Below are 22882 nucleotides of genomic sequence, written 5' to 3'. Positions count from 1 at the left end.
CCCGGCGAGCGCATGGAGAGATTTATGTCTGTTAGCGCCCCGCACGCTGTCCTCTCGGTCAGCGGCATTGGCAAGACTTACGCGCAGCCGGTCCTGGCCGGCATCAACCTCACGCTCATGCGCGGCGAGGTGCTGGCACTGACCGGCGAGAACGGCGCTGGTAAAAGCACACTGTCGAAAATTATCGGTGGGTTGGTTACGCCGACCACCGGCCAGATGCAGTTTCAGGGGCAGGATTACCGCCCGGGCAGTCGCACCCAGGCCGAAGACCTGGGGATCCGCATGGTGATGCAGGAGCTCAATCTGTTGCCGACCCTGTCGGTGGCGGAAAACCTGTTCCTGCATAAGCTGCCCAGCAGCGGCGGCTGGATCAAGCGCAAGCAACTGCGCAAGGCGGCGATCGAGGCCATGGCCCAGGTCGGGCTCGACGCGATCGATCCGGACACGCTGGTGGGCGAGCTGGGCATCGGCCATCAGCAGATGGTCGAGATCGCGCGCAACCTGATCGGCGATTGCCACGTGCTGATCCTCGATGAGCCGACCGCGATGCTCACCGCCCGCGAAGTCGAAATGCTGTTCGAGCAGATCACGCGCCTGCAGGCCCGTGGCGTATCGATCATCTATATCTCCCACCGCCTCGAAGAGCTGGCACGGGTGGCCCAGCGCATTGCGGTCCTGCGGGACGGCAACCTGGTGTGTGTCGAGCCCATGGCCAACTACAACAGCGAGCAACTGGTCACGCTGATGGTCGGGCGCGAACTGGGCGAACACATCGACATGGGGCCGCGCGACATTGGCGCAGCGGCATTGACGGTCAAGGGGCTGAGCCGCGCCGACAAGGTGCGTGATGTGTCCTTCGAGGTGCGTGCTGGCGAGATCTTCGGCATTTCCGGTTTGATCGGGGCAGGGCGTACCGAGTTGCTGCGCTTGATCTTCGGTGCCGACACCGCGGACAGCGGTACGGTGGCGCTGGGTTCACCGGCGAAGGTGGTGAGTATCCGTTCTCCCGTGGACGCGGTCGGGCATGGCATCGCCCTGATCACCGAGGACCGCAAGGGCGAGGGCCTGCTGCTGACGCAATCGATCAGCGCGAACATTGCGCTGGGTAACATGCCCGATATTTCCAGTGGTGGCCTGGTCAACCCTGGCGATGAGGCGAAACTGGCCCAGCGGCAGATCGATGCCATGCGCATCCGCAGTTCCGGGCCGGCGCAGTTGGTGTCCGAGTTGTCCGGTGGCAATCAGCAGAAGGTGGTCATCGGTCGCTGGCTGGAGCGTGATTGCTCGGTGCTGCTGTTCGACGAGCCTACGCGCGGCATCGATGTCGGCGCCAAGTTCGACATTTACGCGCTGCTCGGCCAGCTGACGCGCCAGGGCAAGGCGTTGGTGGTGGTGTCCAGCGACCTGCGCGAATTGATGTTGATCTGCGACCGCATCGGCGTGCTCTCGGCAGGGCGCCTGATCGACACCTTCGAGCGCGACAGCTGGACCCAGGATGATTTGCTTGCCGCCGCGTTCGCCGGCTACCAAAAACGTGATGCGCAGCTCAAAGCAGCGGCGCCTAGGGATCTTCAATGAAAACCGCATCTTCAGCCGGCCAACGCAGCGGCAATTTCTACGGGCTGGGCACGTATCTGGGGTTGGCCGGTGCGTTGCTGGCCATGATCGTGCTGTTCTCGGTCTTGAGCAGTCACTTCCTCTCCTACAACACCTTCAGCACCCTGGCCAACCAGATTCCGGACCTGATGGTCCTGGCGGTCGGGATGACCTTCGTGCTGATCATCGGCGGCATCGATCTGTCGGTGGGGTCGGTGCTGGCGCTGGCCGCGTCGACCGTCAGCGTGGCGATTCTCGGCTGGGGCTGGAGCGTGCTGCCCGCGGCATTGCTCGGCATGGCGGCTGCCGCGCTGGCGGGGACCGTCACCGGTTCGATCACCGTGGCCTGGCGCATTCCTTCGTTCATCGTGTCCCTGGGCGTGCTGGAAATGGCCCGCGGCGTGGCGTACCAGATGACCGGTTCGCGCACGGCCTACATCGGCGATGCCTTTGCCTGGTTGTCGAATCCGATCGCCTTCGGGATTTCGCCATCGTTCATCATCGCTTTGCTGATCATTTTCATCGCCCAGGCGGTGTTGACCCGTACCGTGTTCGGTCGCTACCTGATCGGCATCGGCACCAACGAGGAAGCGGTGCGCCTGGCGGGAATCAACCCCAAGCCCTACAAGATCCTGGTGTTCAGCCTGATGGGGTTGCTGGCCGGTATTGCCGCGTTGTTCCAGATTTCTCGCCTGGAAGCGGCGGACCCCAATGCCGGCTCCGGCCTGGAACTGCAAGTGATCGCTGCCGTGGTGATTGGCGGCACCAGCCTGATGGGCGGGCGCGGCTCGGTCATCAGCACCTTCTTCGGCGTGCTGATCATTTCGGTGTTGGCGGCCGGTCTGGCGCAGATCGGCGCCACCGAGCCGACCAAGCGCATCATCACTGGCGCGGTGATCGTGGTGGCGGTGGTGCTGGATACTTATCGCAGTCAGCGCGCAAGCCGGCGGACCTGAGTCATGGCAACGATCAAGGATGTAGCAGCACTGGCGGGGATCTCCTACACCACGGTGTCCCATGTGGTGAACAAGACCCGGCCGGTCAGTGAAGAGGTGCGGGTCAAGGTCGAGGCGGCGATCAAGACCCTCGACTACGTGCCCAGCGCCGTGGCCCGGTCCCTCAAGGCCAAGACCACGGCGACCATCGGCCTGCTGGTGCCCAACAGTCTCAACCCGTACTTCGCCGAACTGGCGCGGGGCATCGAGGATTACTGTGAGCGCAATGGCTACTGCGTGATCCTGTGCAATTCCGACGACAACCCGGACAAGCAGCGCAGCTACCTGCGGGTACTGCTGGAGAAACGCATCGACGGGCTGATCGTCGCCTCGGCCGGGGGTGACAGCGGGCTGGCCGAGGGCCTGGCGGGCGTGCGCACGCCGATGGTGATCGTCGACCGCGGGCTCGAAGGTGTCGATGCCGACCTGGTGCGCATCGATCATGAGTACGGCGCTTACCTCGCGACCCGGCATCTGCTGGAGTTGGGGCATCGGGACATCGCCACCATCAGCGGCCCGGCGACTACCAGCGTGGCACAGATGCGCCTGGCCGGGTTTCGCCGGGCCCTTGAAGAGGCGGGCATCCGTGTGGCGCACGGGCGCATGCTGGAAAGCGATTTCACCAGCACTGGCGGCTACAGCGCCGCCGCGATGCTGCTGGAAAAAAATCCGCCCAGCGCGATTTTCGCCGCCAACGACATGATCGGCATCGGCGTGCTGCGTGCCGCCGCCGAACGCAATATCCGCGTGCCGACGGACCTGTCGGTCATCGGTTTCGACGACATACAGATGAGCCGCTATGTCTATCCGGCATTGACCACCGTCGGCCAGTCGATCCTGCAACTGGGCGAAATGGCGGCCGGGGTGCTGCTGCGGCGGATTGCCAGGCCGGACGTGGCGACCGAGCAGCGGATCGTCACCCCCAGCATCGTCATGCGCGAATCGACCGCGCCGTTGGCCGGGGTGTTTGACCAATTTCGTTAAGCAAAAAGCAGCGCTGAATCACAAGCAGCGCAGAAACCGTCTTGATGAGTAGTAACGTATGTCAGCAAAAGTAGTGGTAGTCGGCAGCTTGAACATGGACCTGGTGACCCGGGCACCGCGCCTGCCCCGTGGTGGAGAAACACTGATCGGCCAGTCGTTCACGACGGTCTGTGGTGGCAAAGGCGCGAACCAGGCCGTGGCGGCCGCGCGCCTCGGTGCGCAGGTGTTGATGGTGGGCTGCGTGGGCAGCGATGCCTACGGCCAGGTGTTGCGCCAGGCGTTGCTGGACGAGGGCATCGATTGTCGGGCGGTCAGTGCCGTGGAGGGTAGCAGTGGCGTGGCGTTGATCGTGGTCGACGACAACAGCCAGAACGCCATCGTGATCGTCGCCGGGGCCAACGGTGCACTGACGCCGGCGGTGCTCGGCTGTTTCGATGCCGTGCTGCAGGAGGCGGATGTGATCATCTGTCAGCTGGAAGTGCCGGACGCCACGGTTGGCCATGCGCTCAAGCGCGGACGTGAGCTGGGCAAGACCGTGATCCTCAACCCCGCGCCGGCCAGTCGACCGTTGCCACAGGACTGGTTTGCGTCCATCGACTACCTGATCCCCAACGAGAGTGAAGCGGCAACGCTCAGCGGCTTGCCGGTGGACTCTCTGCAGACGGCGCAGATCGCCGCCACTCGACTGATCGAGATGGGGGCCGGCAAGGTCATCATCACCCTCGGCGCCCAGGGATCATTGTTTGCCGATGGCAAGGGCTTCGAACATTTCCCGGCGCCGAGCGTGAAGGCGCTCGACACCACGGCGGCCGGCGATACCTTCGTTGGCGGTTTCGCCGCAGCCTTGGTGGCCGGGATGAATGAAGCGCAGGCGATACGATTCGGCCAGGTCGCTGCGGCGTTGTCGGTCACCCGGGCTGGCGCGCAACCCTCGATTCCCACCCTGGCCGATGTACAGGCGTTTAAAACACCATGAAAAAGACCCCTTTGCTCAATGTCGCGCTGTCGCGGCTGATTGCCTCCCTGGGCCATGGCGACATGGTGGTGATCGGCGACGCGGGCCTGCCGGTGCCGCCAGGTGTCGAACTGATCGACCTGGCCTTGACCCAGGGCATTCCGGATTTCGTCAGCACCCTGAAAGTGGTGCTCAGCGAAATGCAGGTCGAAAGCCATGTGCTGGCGCAGGAGATCCTGGAGAAGCGGCCACCGGCACTGGCGACCCTTGACGCGCTGGAGGCCGAGGGTGCTTTGGGGCGGCGCGAACTGCTCAGCCATGAGCAGTTCAAGGTGCTCAGTCGAGAAGCCAGGGCAATCGTGCGCACCGGCGAATGCCAGCCTTACTGCAATATCGTGCTGGTGGCTGGGGTAACGTTCTGATGGGTGCCCAGTCGGCACAACCGATCGACTTGATCATTGACACCGATCCGGGTGCAGATGATGTGATTGCCTTGCTGTTTGCCCTGGCGTCGCCGCAGGAATTGAACGTGCGCGCATTGACCACCGTCGCCGGCAACGTGCGCTTGGACAAAACCTCGCGCAATGCGCGGCTGGCCCTTGAGTGGGCCGGCCGCGAAGAGGTGCCAGTGTACGCCGGGGCATCGAAACCGCTGGTGCGCACGCCCATCTATGCCGAGCACGTCCACGGCGAGGAAGGTTTGCCGGGTGTCACGGTGTATGAGCCCAGGCAAGGCCTGGCTGAGGGCAGTGCGATCGACTTCCTGATCGACACGTTGCTGGCTGCCACGCCCCATAGCGTGACCATCGCCATGCTGGGGCCGCAGACCAACCTTGCCCTGGCGCTGATGCGCGAGCCGCAAATCGTTCGGGGCATCAAGCAGGTGGTGATCATGGGCGGCGCGCACTTCAACGGCGGTAATATCACCCCGGTGGCCGAATTCAACCTGTTCGCCGATCCGCACGGGGCCGAGGTGGTGCTCAAGAGTGGCGTGGACCTGGTCTACCTGCCGCTGGACGTGACCCACAAGATCCTCACCAGTGACGCGCGCCTCGAGCAGATAGCGGCGTTGAACAACAAGGCCAGCAAACTGGTGGGCGATATCCTGCAAGAGTGCATCGGCGGTGACATGGAGCGCTACGGCATTGCCGGTGGCCCGGTGCATGACGCCACGGTCATCGCCTACCTGCTCAAGCCGACGCTGTTCAGCGGTCGTTCGGTCAATGTGGTGGTCGACAGCCGCGAAGGTCCGACCTTTGGCCAGACCATCGTCGACTGGTATGACAGTCTCAAGGCGCCGAAGAATGCCTTCTGGGTTGAAAGTGGTGACGCTCAGGGCTTCTTCGATCTGTTGACCGAGCGCCTGGCGCGTCTGCAATAGCGCTCGCCCCCAAGGGCCTTTGAATGCATTCCCCTGTAGGAGCGAGCCTGCTCGCGATGGACGACAACGATAACGCGCCCTATCTGGATGTGCGCGTTGTCTGGACGTTCATCGCGAGCAGGCTCGCTCCCACAGGGAAACGAGTACATCCGCGAAGTCAGGCTGCTTTCACGTCCAAAGGCTACGCCCAGTCATAGAGTCGCTCACTGCGAATGCCCGGCACGCGAGTGTTTTTCGAAGAGCTGGTCGATGAAAGAACGTGCCGCTTGGGTGCCCAGGTCCTTGACCAGCAGGTCAACGCCGATGATGGCCAGCTCTTCCGGGCTGCCGGGGCTGTAGGACTTATGGCCATCAGGCCACGTGATCTTGATGTCGGCTTCGATGCTAACGCTGGTCATGACAGGGCTCGGGAGTCAGGGAGAATGGTGAGTGTCGAGTTAATCACTTTACGACGCTTTTGGCACTGCGACTTAGGCATGAACCCGGGGCTGTGCGACACTTGGTCTTTGATGGCTATTGCAGGATCGTGCTGTGCAGATCGATTTGAACACTCAAGGCGCCCTGACCCTTGATGCGGTGCGCCAGCTGTTGGCTGCAGCCAGCGACGATGAACACACGCAATTGCGCGTGACCAAGGGCGGCATCGCCTATATTTCATCGGGGGTCGTGGGAGGCACCGATATCGACGGCTTGCTGTTTCGCCTCGAAACCTGGGCGAAGGGTTCCGGTTATGTTGGGCGGGTGGCGGCCAGTGACGAAGTCTGGGTCATGCAGATCTTCAATGCGTTGAAGCAGAACTGGCCAAAACCGGCCTTTGACTACATCGACGTCTACTGAATGCCGTTCATATTCAGTCACGATTGAAAGATGAAGGGTAGGGCGCAGCTCAGGCAAACTTACCGTTTGTCCGTTGTGAAGGACGGGGTGCCTGGGTTCCCCGTGAAACCAAACGCCAGAATGGCGGTCGCAAGAATTCAGCTAAATCATCGAATAAGGAGGCGTCATGCCTTGGAAGCTCGCGTCATTGGGTACTGTGCTGGCTGCTGCCATGCTGGCCGGTTGCAGCACGGGAACCACCGAGCCGACTGACCCGGCCACTACCACTGAGTCAGGTCATAGCCGTTGCGAGGCCAAAGCGGCCGAATTTGCCATTGGCAAGCAGGCTTCGCCCCAGTTGCTGGAGCAGGCACGCACCCGTGCTGGCGCGCAAAACGCACGATTCCTGCAGCCAAACGACATGGTGACGCTGGAGTACCGCTCGGACCGCCTGAACCTCAACACCGATGCCAGTCGGGTCGTCACCCGCGTCAACTGCGGCTAACCGACCAGGCTTTTGTAGCGCCCACAAAAAACCCCGTCACATGGACGGGGTTTTTTTAGTGCGCCTGGATATTACTCTGGGCGAACTTGAGCAGCTTGCATACCCTTTTGGCCTTTCTCAGCCACGAAGGAAACAGTCTGGCCTTCTTTCAGGCTTTTGAAACCGTCGCTTTCGATAGCTTTGAAGTGTACGAACAGGTCGTCACCGCCACCTTGAGGAGTGATGAAGCCGAAGCCTTTTTCATCGTTGAACCATTTAACGGTGCCGGTTTGGCGATTAGACATGGTGTATCTCCAAGAAACATATATTTTCAGTAGTACTGTGCTGCTCAGGCCAACTGGGCACACCCGAGTATCATAGTCGAAATGTTCGCTTTGGGAGCCCCCCACAGCGGTTGTTTGCCCTACAGTCGCACATTCTTTGTTCGCTGATTGGGCTGAAAGCCCCGTATTTAAAGGCTTTCAGTCCAAAGTAAAGGTGAGAAAAAAACCTGTAAAACCTGCACGATTTGTAGGAAAAAGCGTTTTCCGGAGGGTTTTCACCGGTTGAAAACGCTTTTACAGCACGTTTTTGGGCTTACTTTTTCGCCGGAGCAGCCTTGCACTTGGCTATCTTGCCCAAGGCCTCTTGTTTCAGCGCATCACTGGCCTGGTTGTTCATCAGCGCCTGCAAATCCTTGGCCGGGTAAGATTTGATCGCTTCGGCTCCGCAGGCGCAGTGGGATTTTGCCGCTGCGGCGCCGATCTGTTGTGCGGCGGCCTGGGTGCACTGTGCCATGTACTTCTCGCGTTCACCCTTCGGCCAATCGGCGTGGGCGGCCAGCGGAAGCAGCAGGACGATGGGTGCGACTACAGCGAATAAACGATTCAGACGCATGCCGGGATGCTCCTTATGGGAAATGTCTTGTTATCTGAGGGGTAAAACGCGGTTCAAGTTCAGCACTCTGGCACAAAAACGCCAGAATCGCCTCGGCGCAAGGCCTCGACGCCGCCACGACCGTTCATCTGTGCTAGCATGCCTGGCTCGGGCGTTCGCAGGCGCCGGTCGACCTTCAGTCCCGGCCGCGGCAGATGCCCGAATAACCCTGATTTGAATCCCAGTCACTCTGGTTCGATTTTCCGGTTGGCCGCAAGGCTCCTGCCGCTGTAAGGCAGGCGTTCGTCATTGAATGGCCTGGATCGGATCTTGTACTGGCTCATCCCAACCCACGTGACCTTTGGTAGGGGTCACCACTAGGAGAGGAGGCGCCATGCCAACTATTACTCTTCCCGACGGCAGTCAACGTTCATTCGATCACCCGGTTTCCGTAGCCGAGGTCGCCGCATCCATTGGTGCCGGCCTGGCCAAGGCCACCGTAGCGGGCAAGGTCGATGGCAAGCTGGTCGACGCCAGCGACACCATCAGCAGCGACGCCACGCTGCAAATCATCACGCCAAAGGATGAAGAGGGGCTGGAGATCATTCGCCACTCTTGCGCCCACCTGGTCGGTCATGCGGTCAAGCAGCTGTACCCGACGGCCAAGATGGTCATCGGCCCGGTCATTGACGAAGGCTTCTACTACGACATCGCCTTCGAGCGTCCTTTCACCCCGGACGACCTGGCCGCCATCGAACAGCGCATGCAGCAGCTGATCGAAAAAGATTACGACGTGATCAAGAAAGTCACTCCGCGCGCCGAAGTGATCGAAGTGTTCAAGGCTCGCGGCGAAGACTACAAGTTGCGCCTGGTCGAGGACATGCCGAACGAGCAGGCCATGGGCCTGTACTATCACGAAGAATATGTCGACATGTGCCGCGGTCCGCACGTGCCGAACACGCGTTTCCTGAAATCCTTCAAGCTGACCAAGTTGTCCGGCGCCTACTGGCGTGGCGATGCCAAGAACGAGCAGCTGCAGCGCGTCTACGGCACCGCATGGGCGGACAAGAAGCAGCTGGCGGCCTACATCCAGCGCATCGAAGAAGCCGAAAAACGCGATCACCGCAAGATCGGCAAGCGCCTGGGCCTGTTCCACACCCAGGAAGAGTCGCCGGGCATGGTGTTCTGGCACCCGAACGGCTGGACCCTGTACCAGGTGCTCGAGCAATACATGCGCAAGGTGCAGCGCGACAACGGTTATCTGGAAATCAAGACCCCCCAGGTCGTTGACCGCAGCCTGTGGGAGAAATCCGGGCACTGGGCCAATTACGCCGACAACATGTTCACCACCCAGTCGGAAAACCGCGACTACGCCATCAAGCCGATGAACTGCCCTTGCCACGTGCAGGTGTTCAACCAGGGGCTGAAGAGCTACCGCGAGTTGCCGATGCGCCTGGCCGAGTTCGGTGCCTGCCACCGTAACGAGCCATCGGGTGCACTGCACGGCATCATGCGCGTGCGTGCGTTCACCCAGGACGACGCCCACATCTTCTGCACCGAAGAGCAGATGCAGGCTGAATCCGCCGCGTTCATCAAGCTGACCATGGACGTCTACGCCGATTTCGGCTTCAAAGACGTCGAGATGAAGCTGTCCACTCGTCCGGAAAAACGCGTCGGTTCCGATGAGCTTTGGGATCGCGCCGAAGCGGCATTGGCTGCAGCCCTTGATAGTGCTGGCCTGCCGTACGATCTGCAGCCGGGGGAGGGGGCGTTCTACGGTCCGAAGATCGAATTCTCGCTGAAAGATTGCCTTGGCCGTGTCTGGCAGTGTGGTACCCTGCAGCTCGATTTTAACCTGCCTGTGCGTCTGGGTGCCGAATTTGTCTCCGAAGACAACAGCCGCAAGCATCCGGTGATGTTGCACCGGGCGATCCTGGGCTCCTTCGAACGTTTCGTCGGAATCCTGATCGAGCACTACGAGGGTGCATTCCCTGCGTGGCTGGCTCCGACCCAGGCAGTGATCATGAATATCACTGATAAACAGGCAGATTTTGCCGCCGAAGTGGAAAAAACTCTCAACGAAAGCGGGTTTCGTGCCAAGTCTGACTTGAGAAATGAAAAGATCGGCTTTAAAATCCGCGAGCATACCTTGCTCAAGGTTCCCTATCTCTTGGTTATCGGAGATCGGGAAGTCGAGATGCAGACTGTCGCTGTGCGTACTCGTGAAGGTGCTGACCTGGGCTCGATGCCCGTCGCCCAGTTCGCTGAGTTCCTCGCGCAAGCGGTTTCCCGGCGTGGTCGCCAAGATTCGGAGTAATTATTATTAAGCGTGAAATGAGACAAGATAAACGAACTGCACCGAAAGCCCCGATCAACGAGAATATCTCGGCACGCGAGGTTCGGTTAATTGGGGCTGAAGGTGAACAGCTCGGGATTGTGTCAATTGAAGACGCGCTTCTTAAGGCTGAAGAGGCCAAGCTGGATCTGGTGGAGATTTCCGCCGATGCAGTACCACCTGTTTGCAAACTGATGGACTACGGCAAATCGATCTTCGAAAAGAAGAAGCAGATTGCTGCGGCCAAGAAAAACCAGAAGCAGATCCAGGTTAAAGAAATCAAGTTTCGTCCAGGGACGGAGGAAGGGGATTACCAGGTAAAACTGCGCAACCTGGTACGTTTCCTGAGTGACGGGGACAGGGCCAAGGTATCCTTGCGATTCCGCGGCCGTGAGATGGCCCACCAGGAGCTGGGGATGGAACTCCTCAAGCGAGTTGAAGGTGACTTGCTCGAGTACGGTTCGGTCGAACAGCATCCTAAGATGGAAGGACGCCAGCTGATCATGGTCATCGCCCCGAAAAAGAAGAAGTAATCAACAGGGCACGGCAGGCCTTCTGATTATGTTTATCAACTGAATGCGGAGTATCCGAACATGCCAAAAATGAAGACCAAAAGTGGTGCTGCTAAGCGGTTTCTGAAAACTGCTAACGGTATCAAGCACAAGCACGCTTTCAAGAGCCACATCCTGACCAAAATGTCGACCAAGCGTAAGCGTCAACTGCGCGGTAGCAGCTTGCTGCATCCGTCTGACGTGGCAAAAGTCGAGCGCATGCTGCGCCTTCGTTAATTTTAGTCAAGAATAGAGGAAGTAACTCATGGCTCGTGTAAAGCGTGGCGTCATTGCCCGTAAGCGTCACAAAAAAATTCTGAAACTTGCTAAAGGCTACTACGGCGCACGCTCCCGCGTATTCCGTGTTGCCAAGCAAGCGGTAATCAAGGCAGGCCAATACGCCTACCGTGACCGTCGTCAGAAAAAACGTCAGTTCCGCGCTCTGTGGATCGCTCGTATCAACGCTGGTGCTCGTATCAACGGTCTGTCCTACAGCCGTTTCATCGCCGGCCTGAAAAAAGCGTCCATCGAGATCGACCGTAAGGTTCTGGCTGATCTGGCAGTGAACGAAAAAGCGGCGTTTGCTGCGATTGTCGAGAAAGCTAAAGCCACCTTGGCTTAAGTACCCCCGACAGTCACCCGGCCTCACCTCTGTGGGGCCAGGTGTTAAACGTCATAAATAGGGGAAGAGCCTTCAAGCTCTTCCCCTATTTTGTATCTGGAGTCTGTACATGGAAAACCTGGATGCGCTCGTCTCTCAAGCACTAGAGGCTGTGCAAAGCGCTGAAGATATCAATGCCCTGGAGCAAATCCGGGTTCACTACCTTGGCAAGAAGGGCGAGTTGACTCAGGTGATGAAGACCCTGGGGAATTTGCCGGCAGAAGAGCGTCCGCAAGTCGGCGCCCTGATCAACGTTGCCAAGGAGCGTGTCACAGAGGTCCTCAATGCCCGCAAGGCACTGTTTGAAGAGGCCGAAATGGCCGCCAAACTGTCTGCCGAGTCCATTGACGTGACCCTGCCTGGCCGTGGCCAGACCTCGGGTGGTCTGCATCCGGTTACGCGCACTCTGGAACGTATCGAACAGTTCTTCACCCACATCGGCTACGGCATTGCCGAAGGCCCTGAGGTCGAAGACGACTACCACAACTTCGAAGCGCTCAACATCCCAGGCCATCACCCGGCCCGGTCGATGCATGACACCTTCTATTTCAACGCCAACATGTTGCTGCGCACCCATACCTCGCCGGTACAGGTCCGCACCATGGAGTCGAAACAGCCGCCGATCCGCATCGTCTGCCCAGGCCGTGTGTACCGTAGCGACTCTGATATCACCCACTCGCCGATGTTCCACCAGGTCGAAGGCCTGCTGGTCGATCGCGACATCAATTTCGCCGACCTCAAGGGCACCATCGAAGAATTCCTGCGGGTGTTCTTCGAGAAAGAACTGGCCGTGCGTTTCCGTCCTTCCTACTTCCCGTTCACCGAGCCGTCGGCCGAAGTCGACATGGAATGCGTGATGTGCAGCGGTAAAGGCTGCCGCGTCTGCAAGCAGACCGGCTGGCTGGAAGTGATGGGCTGCGGCATGGTTCACCCGAACGTGCTGCGCATGTCCGGGATCGACCCGGAAGAGTTTTCGGGCTTCGCCTTCGGCATGGGCGTCGAGCGTCTGGCCATGCTGCGTTACGGCGTGAACGACTTGCGTCTGTTCTTCGACAACGACTTGCGGTTCCTCGCGCAATTTCGCTAGTCGTAACGAATTCTTAGGAGAGCAGGATGAAATTCAGTGAACAATGGCTGCGTGGCTGGGTAAGCCCGCAGGTAAGTCGCGACGAGCTGGTTGCCCGTCTGTCGATGGCCGGTCTTGAGGTCGATAGCGTGACGCCGGCCGCCGGCGAATTCACCGGCGTGATCGTCGGCGAGGTGCTGAGCACCGAACAGCACCCGGACGCGGACAAGCTGCGCGTTTGCCAGGTCAGCAATGGCTCGGAGACCTTCCAGGTGGTTTGCGGCGCGCCAAACGTGCGCCCTGGCCTGAAGATCCCGTTCGCCACCCTCGGCGCCGAGTTGCCGGGCGATTTCAAGATCAAGAAAGCCAAGCTGCGTGGCGTCGAGTCCAACGGCATGCTGTGCTCGCAAGCCGAGCTGCAAGTGGGCGAAGGCAACGATGGCCTGATGGAATTGCCGGCTGATGCGCCGGTAGGCCAGGACATTCGTGAATACTTGAAACTGGACGACGCCAGCATCGAAGTCGACCTGACGCCGAACCGTGGTGACTGCCTGTCCCTGGCCGGCCTGGCCCGTGAAGTCGGCGCGCTGTATGCCGCACCGGTTACTCGTCCAGTGGTTGCTGCCGTTCCAGCCGTGCACGATGAAGTGCGTTCGGTTGAAGTGCTGGCCCCTGCCGCCTGCCCACGTTACCTGGGTCGTGTGATCCGTAACGTCGACCTGTCCAGGCCTACGCCGCTGTGGATGGTCGAGCGCCTGCGTCGCGCCGACGTGCGCAGCATCGATGCTGCCGTCGACATTACCAACTACGTGATGCTGGAGCTGGGTCAACCGCTGCACGCCTTCGATCTCGCCGAAATCAATGGCGGCATCCGCGTGCGCATGGCCGAAGAAGGCGAGAAGCTGGTCTTGCTCGACGGTCAGGAAGTCAGCCTGCGTAGCGATACGCTGGTGATCGCCGACCACACCCGTGCCCTGGCAATTGCCGGCGTCATGGGCGGCGAGCACAGCGGCGTCAACACCGCGACCACTCGCGATATATTCCTGGAAAGCGCGTTCTTCGATCAGATCGCTGTCGCTGGCAAGGCCCGTTCCTATGGCCTGCACACCGACGCATCGCACCGCTACGAGCGCGGTGTGGACTGGCAACTGGCCCGTGAAGCCATGGAGCGCGCCACAGGCCTGTTGCTGGAAATCACCGGTGGCGAAGCCGGCCCGATCATCGAGACCGTCAGCGAACAGCACCTGCCGAAGATTGCCCCGGTCACCCTGCGTGCCCAGCGCATCACCCAGATGCTGGGCATGGAAATGGATTCGGCCGAAGTCGAGCGCCTGCTCAACGCCTTGGGCCTGACCGTGACTGCCGATGGGGCAGGGCAGTGGCGCGTGGAAGTGCCAAGCCACCGCTTCGATATCAGCCTGGAAGTCGACCTGATCGAAGAACTGGCTCGCCTGTACGGCTACAACCGCCTGCCGGTTCGTTACCCGCAAGCGCGCCTGGCGCCGCAAGCCAAGGGTGAAGCCCGTAGCGAGCTGCCTGAATTGCGTCGACTGCTGGTAGCCCGTGGTTACCAGGAAGCGATCACCTACAGCTTCATCGATCCGAAACAGTTCGAGCTGTTCAATCCAGGTGTCGAGCCGTTGCTGCTGGCCAACCCGATCTCGAACGACATGGCTGCCATGCGCTCGTCCCTGTGGCCAGGCCTGGTCAAGGCGCTTTCGCACAACCTGAACCGTCAGCAGGATCGCGTTCGTCTGTTCGAAAGCGGCCTGCGTTTCGTCGGCCAGCTCGAAGGCCTCAAGCAAGAGCCGATGCTGGCCGGTGTCGTCTGTGGCAGCCGTCTGCCGGAAGGCTGGGCGCAGGGTCGCGATACGGTCGACTTCTTCGACGTCAAGGCTGACGTGGAAGCGGTGCTGGGCTTTGCCGGTGCGCTGGATGCCTTCAGTTTCGTGCCGGGCAAACACCCAGCGTTGCACCCGGGTCAAACCGCGCGCATCGAGCGTGAAGGTCGCCTGGTCGGTTTCGTCGGCGCCATCCACCCTGAACTTTCGAAAACCCTGGGCCTGGATCGTCCAGTCTTCGTTTTCGAGCTGGTCCTGGCGGAAGTGGCCTCGGGCAAAATGCCTAAATTCCACGAGTTGTCGCGCTTTCCTGAAGTGCGTCGTGATCTTGCACTGATTGCGCACAAAGACGTCGCCGCCGCGGCAGTACTGGACGTAATCCGTGAAAATGCAGGCGAATGGCTGACAGACCTCAGGCTATTTGACGTGTATCAGGGTAAAGGCATTGATCCTGATAGAAAAAGCCTTGCAGTTGGCTTGACCTGGCAGCATCCATCGCGCACTCTTAATGACGATGAGGTGAATTCCACGACGCAAAACATCCTCACCTCGCTCGAACAAAGGTTGGACGCCACGTTAAGGAAGTGACGTATGGGGGCTTTGACGAAAGCTGAGATGGCGGAACGTCTGTATGAAGAGCTGGGCCTGAACAAGCGGGAAGCCAAGGAATTGGTCGAACTGTTTTTCGAGGAAATCAGGCACGCTCTTGAAGACAACGAGCAGGTCAAATTGTCCGGTTTCGGCAATTTCGACCTCCGGGACAAACGCCAGCGGCCTGGCCGCAACCCGAAAACGGGGGAAGAAATCCCGATCACGGCTCGCCGTGTGGTCACCTTTCGTCCAGGGCAGAAGTTGAAGGCCCGAGTTGAGGCTTATGCTGGAACCAAGTCATAACGACGAGCTTCCCGTCATACCAGGCAAACGCTACTTCACCATTGGTGAAGTCAGCGAGCTGTGTGCGGTAAAACCACACGTGCTGCGCTACTGGGAGCAGGAGTTTCCTCAACTCAACCCCGTCAAACGCCGCGGAAACCGCCGGTATTATCAGCGCCAGGACGTGCTGATGATCCGGCAGATCCGCGCGCTGCTGTACGATCAGGGGTTCACCATCGGCGGCGCACGCCTGCGCCTGTCCGGCGATGAAGCCAAAGACGACACCACCCAGTACAAACAGATGATCCGGCAGATGATTGCCGAGCTCGAAGATGTGCTGGTTGTCCTCAAGAAATAAATTCCTGCATTTAAATACTTCCAGTTTTCAAAAGCTTGCGATATATTCTTGAGCGTCCCTCGAGATGAGGAACGAGTAACACGCCTAGTCGGGGCGTAGCGCAGTCCGGTAGCGCACTAGCATGGGGTGCTAGGGGTCGAGTGTTCGAATCACTCCGTCCCGACCATTTATTCTTAAAAAATCCAGTCACTTAGCGGTGACTGGATTTTTTTATGGCTCATCGTTTTTTCGCGGAGCTGATTTTCTCCCCACTTTGGGTGCTGCTGCGGTTGGAGAGTATTCTGGAACAGTTGCTGTCTGTTTGATCCCTCCTTGGATTCCCGACCATTACAAAGTGAACACCAGTCGGGATGCACCTTCACGCTGCCAGGTGCTTTGCACGGCATCCAAAGGCACCGCTTCAGTCGCAATCGACAGGCCTGCGCTGCCGACAGCACGCAATACCCCACCCACGGCGCGAACCAGGCCCGCATGAGAAACGCTTCCCAAACCGCTGCCCATCAGTTCCAGTCCGGAACTGCGCAACAGTGATCCGGGCAAGCTGATGTTGTTGCCCGTCAAAGAACCTATCTGCACGAATCGTATCTGCGGTTCGCCCAAGTGCCCCGCGTTGCCAGTAGCGCAGTGCAGCAAACATTCGGCAGAGGGTCCCCATAGGTAATCGAGGACCACGCTTGCCTGATGCTGGTGAAATGCTTCGCGGAACGCGTCCTTCAACGCGTCGGCAGGCAAGTCGAGAGGAATCGTGATGTCGGCACCCAAAGCCTCTAACCCCAGGATGGTCTGCTTATTACGGCCGGTGGCAATCACCTTGGCTGCCCCCAGATGTTTTGCGATCTGAATAGCCAGGCGCCCGGAAACGCCGGTGGCGCCATTGATCAGTACGGTCTCGCCGGGAACGAATTTCGCCCGATCCAGCAGCGCTGCCCAGGACGACATGCCGGGGTTCGCAATCGCTGCTGCCGTTACATCGTCCACGTCATCAGGGATGTCTACACAGTTCTCCCGCTGTACAACACTTGTCTGCGCCATGGAGCCAAACAGCTTTCGCGGGAAGGCGAAGTACACACGACGGCCATCGGGCAGCAGGCCGACGCCATCCACACCAGGAACCAGAGGCAATGTCTTGCCACTACTGTAATGACGACCCGAGGCTTGCGCCTTGACCAATTGGCTGAGCGCTGCTGCTCGGACTTGAATAATGGTTTCGCCTGGTTCTGCGACAGGCGTAATGAAATCGCCGAAGCGGGGTGGTGCATTAAAGTCGTGAACTACCGCGGCTTTCATGAAAGGGTCCCAATTGGTGTTTGAAGGAGGTGCATACGATCGGGACAGGACATCTTCAGGCGCGCTGCCCCAATCAAGAAACGGACGTTGTGCGATCAGTCGTAAGCCAAAAGCTGCCGAGCGCCGTCCGAATCCATATCCATTGCCCAGGCAGGGCGGGTAGCCGTCAGCTCTCCGTTGGCCCATGACCTGAGATACGTCACGGAAAACGCCACCCCTTCATCGCACGCTTGCGCGTTGCAACCCAGGCTGGACAGCATCATCCGCACGCTGGCATTCATGTAGCGATTGGGAGAGTCCACGCCTTGACGGATAGCCTGGATGCCATGGGCCGAGGCGCCCATGAGGAAGTCGGTAGCGGCATCGATAAGATCAATCCGGAAGTCGCCACTGTCGTGGCCGTTCTGAAGGTCCCTGGCCATGTACTCCGCGACCAGGGTGGTATGTGGCCAGGCATCGACCCTGGTGACGAACCCGGCCCACTGCGGATCCAGCAACGCGCGAACCATGAACAGCCGGAACGCGACGGCGACGCGTTGGCGGGGCTGGGTCAGGACGTCGTAAACCGGAAGGATGTCGGTAGTCATCTGGTTGTTGAGCTCCTGTCCGATGGCAATGAGCACTTCATCCAGTGAATTGAAGTAGTTATAGAACGTGCCTCGGGATACGTTCGCCTCGTGTATCACATCATCAATCACGGGGGCGGTGGCCCCGCTGACGGCAAATACGCGCATGGCGGCGTCGAGCAGTTTCCCGCGCATGATCTGGCGCTTCTTGAGCGCGACCTTGGGGCGGTGATCGACGATGGAGGTGGCTGGATCGGGGTTTTGCACTGCATGCCCTCGAGTAAATGACACGGCGTCAGAGTGACACTTTAAGACGAAATTATCAGAATGACAAATATGTTCAAAAACCTCTTGCGCCGGTCAAATTGTTGTCCTACATTCAACTCAATTGTCGGAATGACAATATCGTCATAAAAATAAATAGGAGACGAAAATGTTCAGCCCCAACCATCCCGCCTCAAGACCTCATCCAACCTCACCGAGTGCACGTTCGAACTGGCACGCCTGCGTTTTCAAACTGCATCGCGCAAATCCTTTCTTTCGCTGATATCCGTCAGGGCCGTGCCCGCTTGGCACTTGGCTTCAGACTGCAAAGGAACCTGAATACCTGGTCGCATCACCGTCTCCTGTAAACGCGTTTAAAACGCACAGGGAGCTTTCGCGCACCCGGCGTTTATAAATGACAAATATGTTCATTATGAAATTCGAGGTTGGTATGAGCACAGATCTGAATTTGAAGAGCGTCAGCGCTTTCGCCGAATTTGCACCGCAGCCTGGTTTGCCCCAGCTGATCGAGCGTGCTCGCGCGCTGCAACCGCTGCTACGCAAGAACGCCATGGAAAATGAGAAGAATCGGCGCACCTGCGATGAAAATATCGAAGCCATTCGTGAAGCCGGCCTGTTCCGGTTGATGGTGCCCAAGCGTTTGGGCGGCTACGAAGAGTCGTTGCGGGCTCATCTCGAAATCTCGGCGGCCCTGGGTGAGGCGTGTGGCGGCACCGCGTGGGTCGTCGCGCTGACCAACGTCTGCGCATGGTTCACCGGCCTGTTTTGCGAGCAGGCACAAAATGAAGTGTTTGGCGCCAATCCGGATGCTCGTGTCGCTGGTGTTTTCAATGCGTCGCCGACGACACGTCGAGTCGAAGGCGGGCTGATTGTCAGCGGCAAATGGTATTCGTCCTCGGGCAGCCTGCACGCCGATTGGGCGGTAGTGGGGGCCGAGGAGCGAGACGCCAATGGCGCGGTGATCGCGCAGTATCTGGCGTTGATGCCGAAGTCCGAATACACCATCGAAGACACCTGGTTCACCGCCGGGATGCGCGCCTCCGGCAGCAATTGCGTGGTTGCCGACGAAGTGTTTGTGCCCAACCACCGCTTGCTGAACATGGGTAGTGCCCTGGAAGGCGAATACGCTACCGAATTCAAGGATGAAACGGCCTATCGCAGCCTGTTCGTACCTTTTGCCTCGCTGATCCTCAATGGTCCGCAACTGGGGTTGGGGCGCGCCGCATTGAAGTACGTTATCGACAACGCGCCGCGTCGCGCCATCGCTTACACCTCCTTCGAAAAGCAGACTGACTCAGTCGTGTTCCAGACCCAGATTGCCGAAGCCGCTCTGAAAATCGATACCGCGCACCTGCGAGCGTTCCGCGCCGCTGATGAAGTAGATGAAGCCTCGCGGCAAGGGATCAAGTTGGATGCTGTGACGCGCGCGCGCATCCGGGCTGATGTCGGCTTCAACAACACCCTGATCACCGACGCGATCAACATCCTGCTGTCCGCGCACGGTGCCGGCAGTTTCTCGGAAGCCAGCCCGATGCAGCGCTGGTGGCGAGATTCCAATACGGCGGCTCGCCATGCCGTGGCCCTCCCGGCAGTGGGCAACGAGCTGTATGGCAAGGCGCTGCTGGGCGTCGAGAACACCGTCACGCCATTGGTTTAACCGCAATCAAACAGAGGATTGTCCAATGGATGCCAAACTCCTGCGCTCAGTGATGGGCCAGTTCGCCACGGGTGTGACGGTGGTGACCTTTTCTGCCGATGGCCAACCTGCCGGCATGACTGCGAATGCATTCATGTCGGTGTCACTGGACCCACCGTTGATCCTGGTGTCAGTGCGAAATGAATCCAGCTTCAAACAGTTCGTCAGGGAAGAGGTTCGTTACGGGGTCAACTTCCTTGCCGAGAGCCAGCGCTGGCTGAGCGGGCACTTTGGTGGGCGCCCGGAGCAGGGGGCTGACTTGCCGTTCATGTATCACAACGACACACCACTGCTGGAAGGCAGCCTGGTGCAGCTCGTGGCGCGTACCGTCGACGTGCATCCGGCGGGAGATCACCTGCTGTACATCGGCGAAATCGAGCATGTGAGCATCGGCGCACAGCGCAAGCCCCTGCTGTTCTTTGGCGGCCGCTACCACCAGATGCATGCCCGTTCTCCGGGAAACGAGTGGAGCGGTTGCATCGACGGCTGGTAATCGCGCCCCGACAAGAATGAAAAGGCGCATGGGTCTTCATTTCAGGCACTCCTTCAAGGAGGTGCCAGGGACGACTCATGCCAATTAAAAGTGAATCGAGTGTTTTGCCATGACCGTCAATATCCAGGATGTGTCTGTCAAGTCCGACAGCGATATCGATAAACAGGAAACTCAAGACTGGCTTGAAGCGTTGGAAGCCGTGGTCCGCAGTGATGGAAATTCGCGGGTCGAATACCTGCTGCGCCGGCTGGAAGAGCATGCCAGTCATCTTGGCGTGCGCCGCAACGTACATCCTTACTCGCAATACCAGAACACGATTGCACTGGAGAAACAGCCGGCTTTCCCGGGTGACCTGGCGATGGAAGAACGGCTGACGTCGATCATCCGCTGGAACGCGCTGGCGATGGTCGCACGGGCCAACAAAGCCTACGGCGAGCTGGGTGGACACATTTCCAGCTACGCCTCGGCCGCCGAAATATTCGAGGTGGGTTTCAACCATTTCTTCCGCGCCGACAATGATGATTCCAAGGGCGATCTGGTGTATTTCCAGCCACACTCGGCACCGGGCGTGTATGCGCGTGCGTACCTTGAAGGACATCTGGATGAGGCGCAGTTGGCGCGCTACCGTCAGGAAGTGGATGGCGGTGGCCTGTGCTCCTATCCACACCCGTGGCTGATGCCGGACTTCTGGCAATTTCCGACAGGTTCCATGGGCATTGGTCCGATCAGTTCGATCTATCAGGCGCGCTTCCTGCGTTACCTCGAACATCGGGGAATCTCGGACACTTCCAGCCGCCACGTCTGGGGCGTATTCGGTGATGGAGAGATGGACGAGCCGGAATCCATCGCCGCGCTGTCGCTCGCCGCACGGGAAAACCTCGACAACCTGACCTTCATCGTCAACTGCAATCTGCAGCGGCTCGACGGTCCCGTACGCGGCAATGGCCAGATCATCCAGGAACTCGAAGCGCTGTTCAGCGGCGCGGGATGGAACGTGATCAAGGTGGTCTGGGGCTCGGACTGGGATGCGCTGTTTGCCCGCGATCACAACCATGTGTTGCTGCGTCGTTTTGCCTACACCGTCGATGGGCAATACCAGACGTTGGGCGCCAACGATGGTGCCTATAACCTCGAACACTTTTTTGATCAGGACCCGGAGCTTCAGGCACTTGTCTCGCACATGACGCCACAGGAGATTGATGGCTTGCGTCGCGGCGGTCATGACTTGCGTAAACTCTACGCTGCGTTCGCCGCCGCCCGGCAGCACAACGGTCAGCCTACGGTGATTCTGGCCAAGACCAAGAAGGGGTATGGCATGGGGCTGGCCGGTGAGTCGCGCAACACCACTCACCTGCAGAAAAAACTCGACGTCGATGCATTGAAGGCGTTCCGCGATCGTTTCGCGATTCCGCTGGACGACGCCGCACTCGAGGAAATGCGCTTCTACAAACCCGCCGATGACAGCGCTGAAATGCGCTACCTGCATGAACGGCGCAGCGCGCTGGGCGGTTACCTGCCGCGTCGACAAAACCGTGCCGACTCACTGCCGGTACCGGCGCTGGACAGCTACGCGCAGTTCGCCCTTGCACCGGATGACCGCGAGACTTCGACGACTACGGCGGTCGTGCGGTTGTTCACCAACCTGCTCAAGGACAAAACGCTGGGGCCGCGGATCGTGCCTATCGTCGCTGACGAAGCGCGTACCTTCGGCATGGCGAACCTGTTCCGGCAGATCGGCATTTACTCGCCTGTAGGCCAGCTTTATGAGCCGGAAGATGCCGGCGCGATGCTTTATTACAAAGAGTCCCGTGACGGTCAGTTGCTCGAGGAAGGCATCACCGAAGCAGGCGCCATTTCTTCCTGGGTGGCCGCGGCAACGTCGTACAGCGTGAACGGCGTGGCCATGTTGCCTTTTTACATTTACTACTCGATGTTCGGCTTCCAGCGCATCGGCGACCTGATCTGGGCTGCCGCCGACCAGCGCGCACGGGGTTTCCTGATCGGTGCCACGGCAGGGCGTACCACCCTGGCTGGTGAAGGGCTGCAACACCAGGACGGCACCAGCCAGTTGATCGCCTCGACGGTGCCGAACTGTCGTGCCTATGACCCGGCGTTCGCCAGCGAAGTGGCCGTCATCATTGACCACGGCAGCCGGCGCATGCTCGAAGGGCAGCACGACGAGTTCTACTACCTCACCGTGACCAATGAAAACTACGCCCAGGCGTCGCTGGACGCCACCGATCATGACGCGGTGATCAAAGGCATGCGCCGATTCGGTACCCGGGGCGAGGAGGGGGCTGCCCCCGCAATACGACTGCTGGGGTCGGGTTCGATCCTGCGTGAAGTCATCGCCGCCGCCGACCTGCTGGCCGAGGACTGGGGTATCGCCAGCGAAATCTGGAGCGTGACCAGCTTCAGTGAATTGGCCCGGGACGCGCGTGAGGTGCAACGCACGGCGCTGTTCGGCGAGGCCGGTCAGGCGCGGAGCCATGTGCAGCAGTGCCTGGCCGGAGACTGCCCGATCGTGGCTGCCACCGACTACGTGCGCAGCTACGCCGACCTGATTGCACCGTACATCCGTGCTTCCTACACCACCCTGGGAACCGATGGCTTTGGCCGCAGCGATACGCGTCCTGCGCTACGCCGATTCTTCGAGATGGATCGCCAGCACATTGCCGTCGCGGCACTGGCAGCCATCGATCCGCAAAAGGCCGCGCAAGCCCGTCAACGTTACGCCATAGACGTCGCCCTCGACGCTCCATGGAACCGTTGAGTCGAGACAA

24 protein-coding genes and 1 tRNA gene are annotated in these 22882 nt (G+C 59.6%); 20 read left to right on the top strand and 5 right to left on the bottom strand.

Annotated elements, in window-relative coordinates; genetic code table 11:
* Positions 1-24 precede the first annotated feature (24 nt).
* From HFK74_RS26110 to HFK74_RS26085, 6 genes are read left to right on the top strand one after another with little or no spacing between them, the layout of a single operon-like run.
* Complete coding sequence (locus HFK74_RS26110; protein WP_180205988.1) at positions 25-1578, top strand: sugar ABC transporter ATP-binding protein; 1554 nt, start codon at positions 25-27, stop codon at positions 1576-1578.
* On the top strand, positions 1575-2552 hold the full coding sequence (locus HFK74_RS26105; protein ID WP_180205987.1) for an ABC transporter permease: 978 nt from the start codon (positions 1575-1577) through the stop codon (positions 2550-2552). The genes HFK74_RS26110 and HFK74_RS26105 overlap by 4 nt, the downstream gene beginning before the upstream one ends.
* Positions 2553-2555: 3 nt before the next feature.
* On the top strand, positions 2556-3575 hold the full coding sequence (locus HFK74_RS26100) for a LacI family DNA-binding transcriptional regulator (protein ID WP_180205986.1): 1020 nt from the start codon (positions 2556-2558) through the stop codon (positions 3573-3575).
* 58 nt (positions 3576-3633) lie between these two features.
* Positions 3634-4551, top strand: coding sequence for a ribokinase (gene rbsK, locus HFK74_RS26095; RefSeq protein ID WP_180205985.1), 918 nt, complete (start codon positions 3634-3636; stop codon positions 4549-4551).
* On the top strand, positions 4548-4952 hold the full coding sequence (gene rbsD, locus HFK74_RS26090; RefSeq protein ID WP_180205984.1) for a D-ribose pyranase: 405 nt from the start codon (positions 4548-4550) through the stop codon (positions 4950-4952). Before rbsK ends, rbsD begins: the two co-directional genes overlap by 4 nt.
* The gene (locus tag HFK74_RS26085; RefSeq protein ID WP_180205983.1) at positions 4952-5911 is read left to right on the top strand and encodes a nucleoside hydrolase; all 960 of its coding nucleotides are present in this window, start codon (positions 4952-4954) and stop codon (positions 5909-5911) included. Before rbsD ends, HFK74_RS26085 begins: the two co-directional genes overlap by 1 nt.
* A 203-nt stretch (positions 5912-6114) precedes the next feature.
* Here HFK74_RS26085 and HFK74_RS26080 read toward each other — a convergent pair whose 3' ends face one another.
* Positions 6115-6309: a hypothetical protein gene (locus HFK74_RS26080; protein WP_180205982.1), complete on the bottom strand. Its 195-nt coding sequence runs from the start codon at positions 6307-6309 to the stop codon at positions 6115-6117.
* Between the two features lie 133 nt (positions 6310-6442).
* Between HFK74_RS26080 and HFK74_RS26075 the strand changes: the two genes are divergently transcribed.
* Together HFK74_RS26075 and HFK74_RS26070 are read left to right on the top strand one after the other, a co-directional pair.
* Positions 6443-6748: a hypothetical protein gene (locus tag HFK74_RS26075; protein WP_180205981.1), complete on the top strand. Its 306-nt coding sequence runs from the start codon at positions 6443-6445 to the stop codon at positions 6746-6748.
* Between the two features lie 166 nt (positions 6749-6914).
* The gene (locus HFK74_RS26070) at positions 6915-7232 is read left to right on the top strand and encodes an I78 family peptidase inhibitor (RefSeq protein WP_180205980.1); all 318 of its coding nucleotides are present in this window, start codon (positions 6915-6917) and stop codon (positions 7230-7232) included.
* A 71-nt stretch (positions 7233-7303) separates the two neighbouring features.
* On the opposite strand, the gene HFK74_RS26065 is transcribed toward HFK74_RS26070, so the two are convergent.
* On the bottom strand, positions 7304-7516 hold the full coding sequence (locus HFK74_RS26065; protein ID WP_003179963.1) for a cold-shock protein: 213 nt from the start codon (positions 7514-7516) through the stop codon (positions 7304-7306).
* A gap of 292 nt (positions 7517-7808) precedes the next feature.
* The gene (locus HFK74_RS26060) at positions 7809-8108 is read right to left on the bottom strand and encodes a hypothetical protein (RefSeq protein WP_180205979.1); all 300 of its coding nucleotides are present in this window, start codon (positions 8106-8108) and stop codon (positions 7809-7811) included.
* A gap of 373 nt (positions 8109-8481) precedes the next feature.
* On the opposite strand from HFK74_RS26060, the gene thrS reads away from it, so the two are divergent.
* The 9 genes from thrS (at position 8482) to HFK74_RS26015 (ending at position 15938) form a co-directional block, all read left to right on the top strand.
* Positions 8482-10404 (top strand): threonine--tRNA ligase, encoded by a 1923-nt coding sequence (thrS, locus tag HFK74_RS26055; RefSeq protein WP_046815517.1) that lies wholly within the window; start codon positions 8482-8484, stop codon positions 10402-10404.
* Positions 10404-10955 (top strand): translation initiation factor IF-3, encoded by a 552-nt coding sequence (gene infC / locus HFK74_RS26050; RefSeq protein WP_172435703.1) that lies wholly within the window; start codon positions 10404-10406, stop codon positions 10953-10955. The genes thrS and infC overlap by 1 nt, the downstream gene beginning before the upstream one ends.
* Positions 10956-11015: 60 nt before the next feature.
* Complete coding sequence (gene rpmI, locus HFK74_RS26045; protein WP_002553160.1) at positions 11016-11210, top strand: 50S ribosomal protein L35; 195 nt, start codon at positions 11016-11018, stop codon at positions 11208-11210.
* Positions 11211-11238: 28 nt separating this feature from the next.
* Positions 11239-11595, top strand: a complete 357-nt coding sequence (gene rplT / locus HFK74_RS26040; RefSeq protein WP_007905879.1) for a 50S ribosomal protein L20 — start codon at positions 11239-11241, stop codon at positions 11593-11595.
* Positions 11596-11704: 109 nt separating this feature from the next.
* Entirely contained in the window at positions 11705-12721 is a 1017-nt protein-coding gene (gene pheS, locus HFK74_RS26035; RefSeq protein ID WP_180205978.1) for a phenylalanine--tRNA ligase subunit alpha, read from the top strand.
* 26 nt (positions 12722-12747) lie between these two features.
* On the top strand, positions 12748-15129 hold the full coding sequence (gene pheT / locus HFK74_RS26030; protein WP_180205977.1) for a phenylalanine--tRNA ligase subunit beta: 2382 nt from the start codon (positions 12748-12750) through the stop codon (positions 15127-15129).
* A gap of 3 nt (positions 15130-15132) precedes the next feature.
* Entirely contained in the window at positions 15133-15435 is a 303-nt protein-coding gene (ihfA, locus tag HFK74_RS26025) for an integration host factor subunit alpha (protein WP_002553164.1), read from the top strand.
* Positions 15416-15772, top strand: coding sequence for a MerR family transcriptional regulator (locus tag HFK74_RS26020; protein ID WP_003179985.1), 357 nt, complete (start codon positions 15416-15418; stop codon positions 15770-15772). Before ihfA ends, HFK74_RS26020 begins: the two co-directional genes overlap by 20 nt.
* Positions 15773-15861: 89 nt before the next feature.
* A tRNA-Pro gene (locus tag HFK74_RS26015) sits at positions 15862-15938 on the top strand.
* Between the two features lie 161 nt (positions 15939-16099).
* On the opposite strand, the gene HFK74_RS26010 is transcribed toward HFK74_RS26015, so the two are convergent.
* The gene (locus HFK74_RS26010; RefSeq protein WP_180205976.1) at positions 16100-17059 is read right to left on the bottom strand and encodes a zinc-binding alcohol dehydrogenase family protein; all 960 of its coding nucleotides are present in this window, start codon (positions 17057-17059) and stop codon (positions 16100-16102) included.
* 95 nt (positions 17060-17154) lie between these two features.
* Positions 17155-17892, bottom strand: coding sequence for a TetR/AcrR family transcriptional regulator (locus HFK74_RS26005; RefSeq protein WP_368738180.1), 738 nt, complete (start codon positions 17890-17892; stop codon positions 17155-17157).
* A 448-nt stretch (positions 17893-18340) separates the two neighbouring features.
* Between HFK74_RS26005 and HFK74_RS26000 the strand changes: the two genes are divergently transcribed.
* From HFK74_RS26000 to mdeB, 3 genes are all read left to right on the top strand, one after another.
* A complete protein-coding gene (locus tag HFK74_RS26000) occupies positions 18341-19567 on the top strand; it encodes an acyl-CoA dehydrogenase family protein (RefSeq protein WP_180205975.1) in 1227 nt (408 codons plus the stop codon).
* Positions 19568-19592: 25 nt separating this feature from the next.
* On the top strand, positions 19593-20099 hold the full coding sequence (locus HFK74_RS25995; RefSeq protein ID WP_180205974.1) for a flavin reductase family protein: 507 nt from the start codon (positions 19593-19595) through the stop codon (positions 20097-20099).
* Positions 20100-20208: 109 nt separating this feature from the next.
* Positions 20209-22872 carry an alpha-ketoglutarate dehydrogenase gene (gene mdeB / locus HFK74_RS25990; protein ID WP_180205973.1) on the top strand — a complete coding sequence of 888 codons (2664 nt, stop codon included), beginning with the start codon at positions 20209-20211 and terminating at the stop codon, positions 22870-22872.
* Positions 22873-22882: the final 10 nt, after the last annotated feature.

It is taken from the genome of Pseudomonas sp. SbOxS1, from assembly GCF_013416725.1.
In the GTDB taxonomy this organism is placed as follows: Bacteria; Pseudomonadota; Gammaproteobacteria; order Pseudomonadales; family Pseudomonadaceae; genus Aquipseudomonas.
Note: the sequence above shows the minus strand (reverse complement) of the source record. Positions and strands in the feature narration are given on the sequence as shown.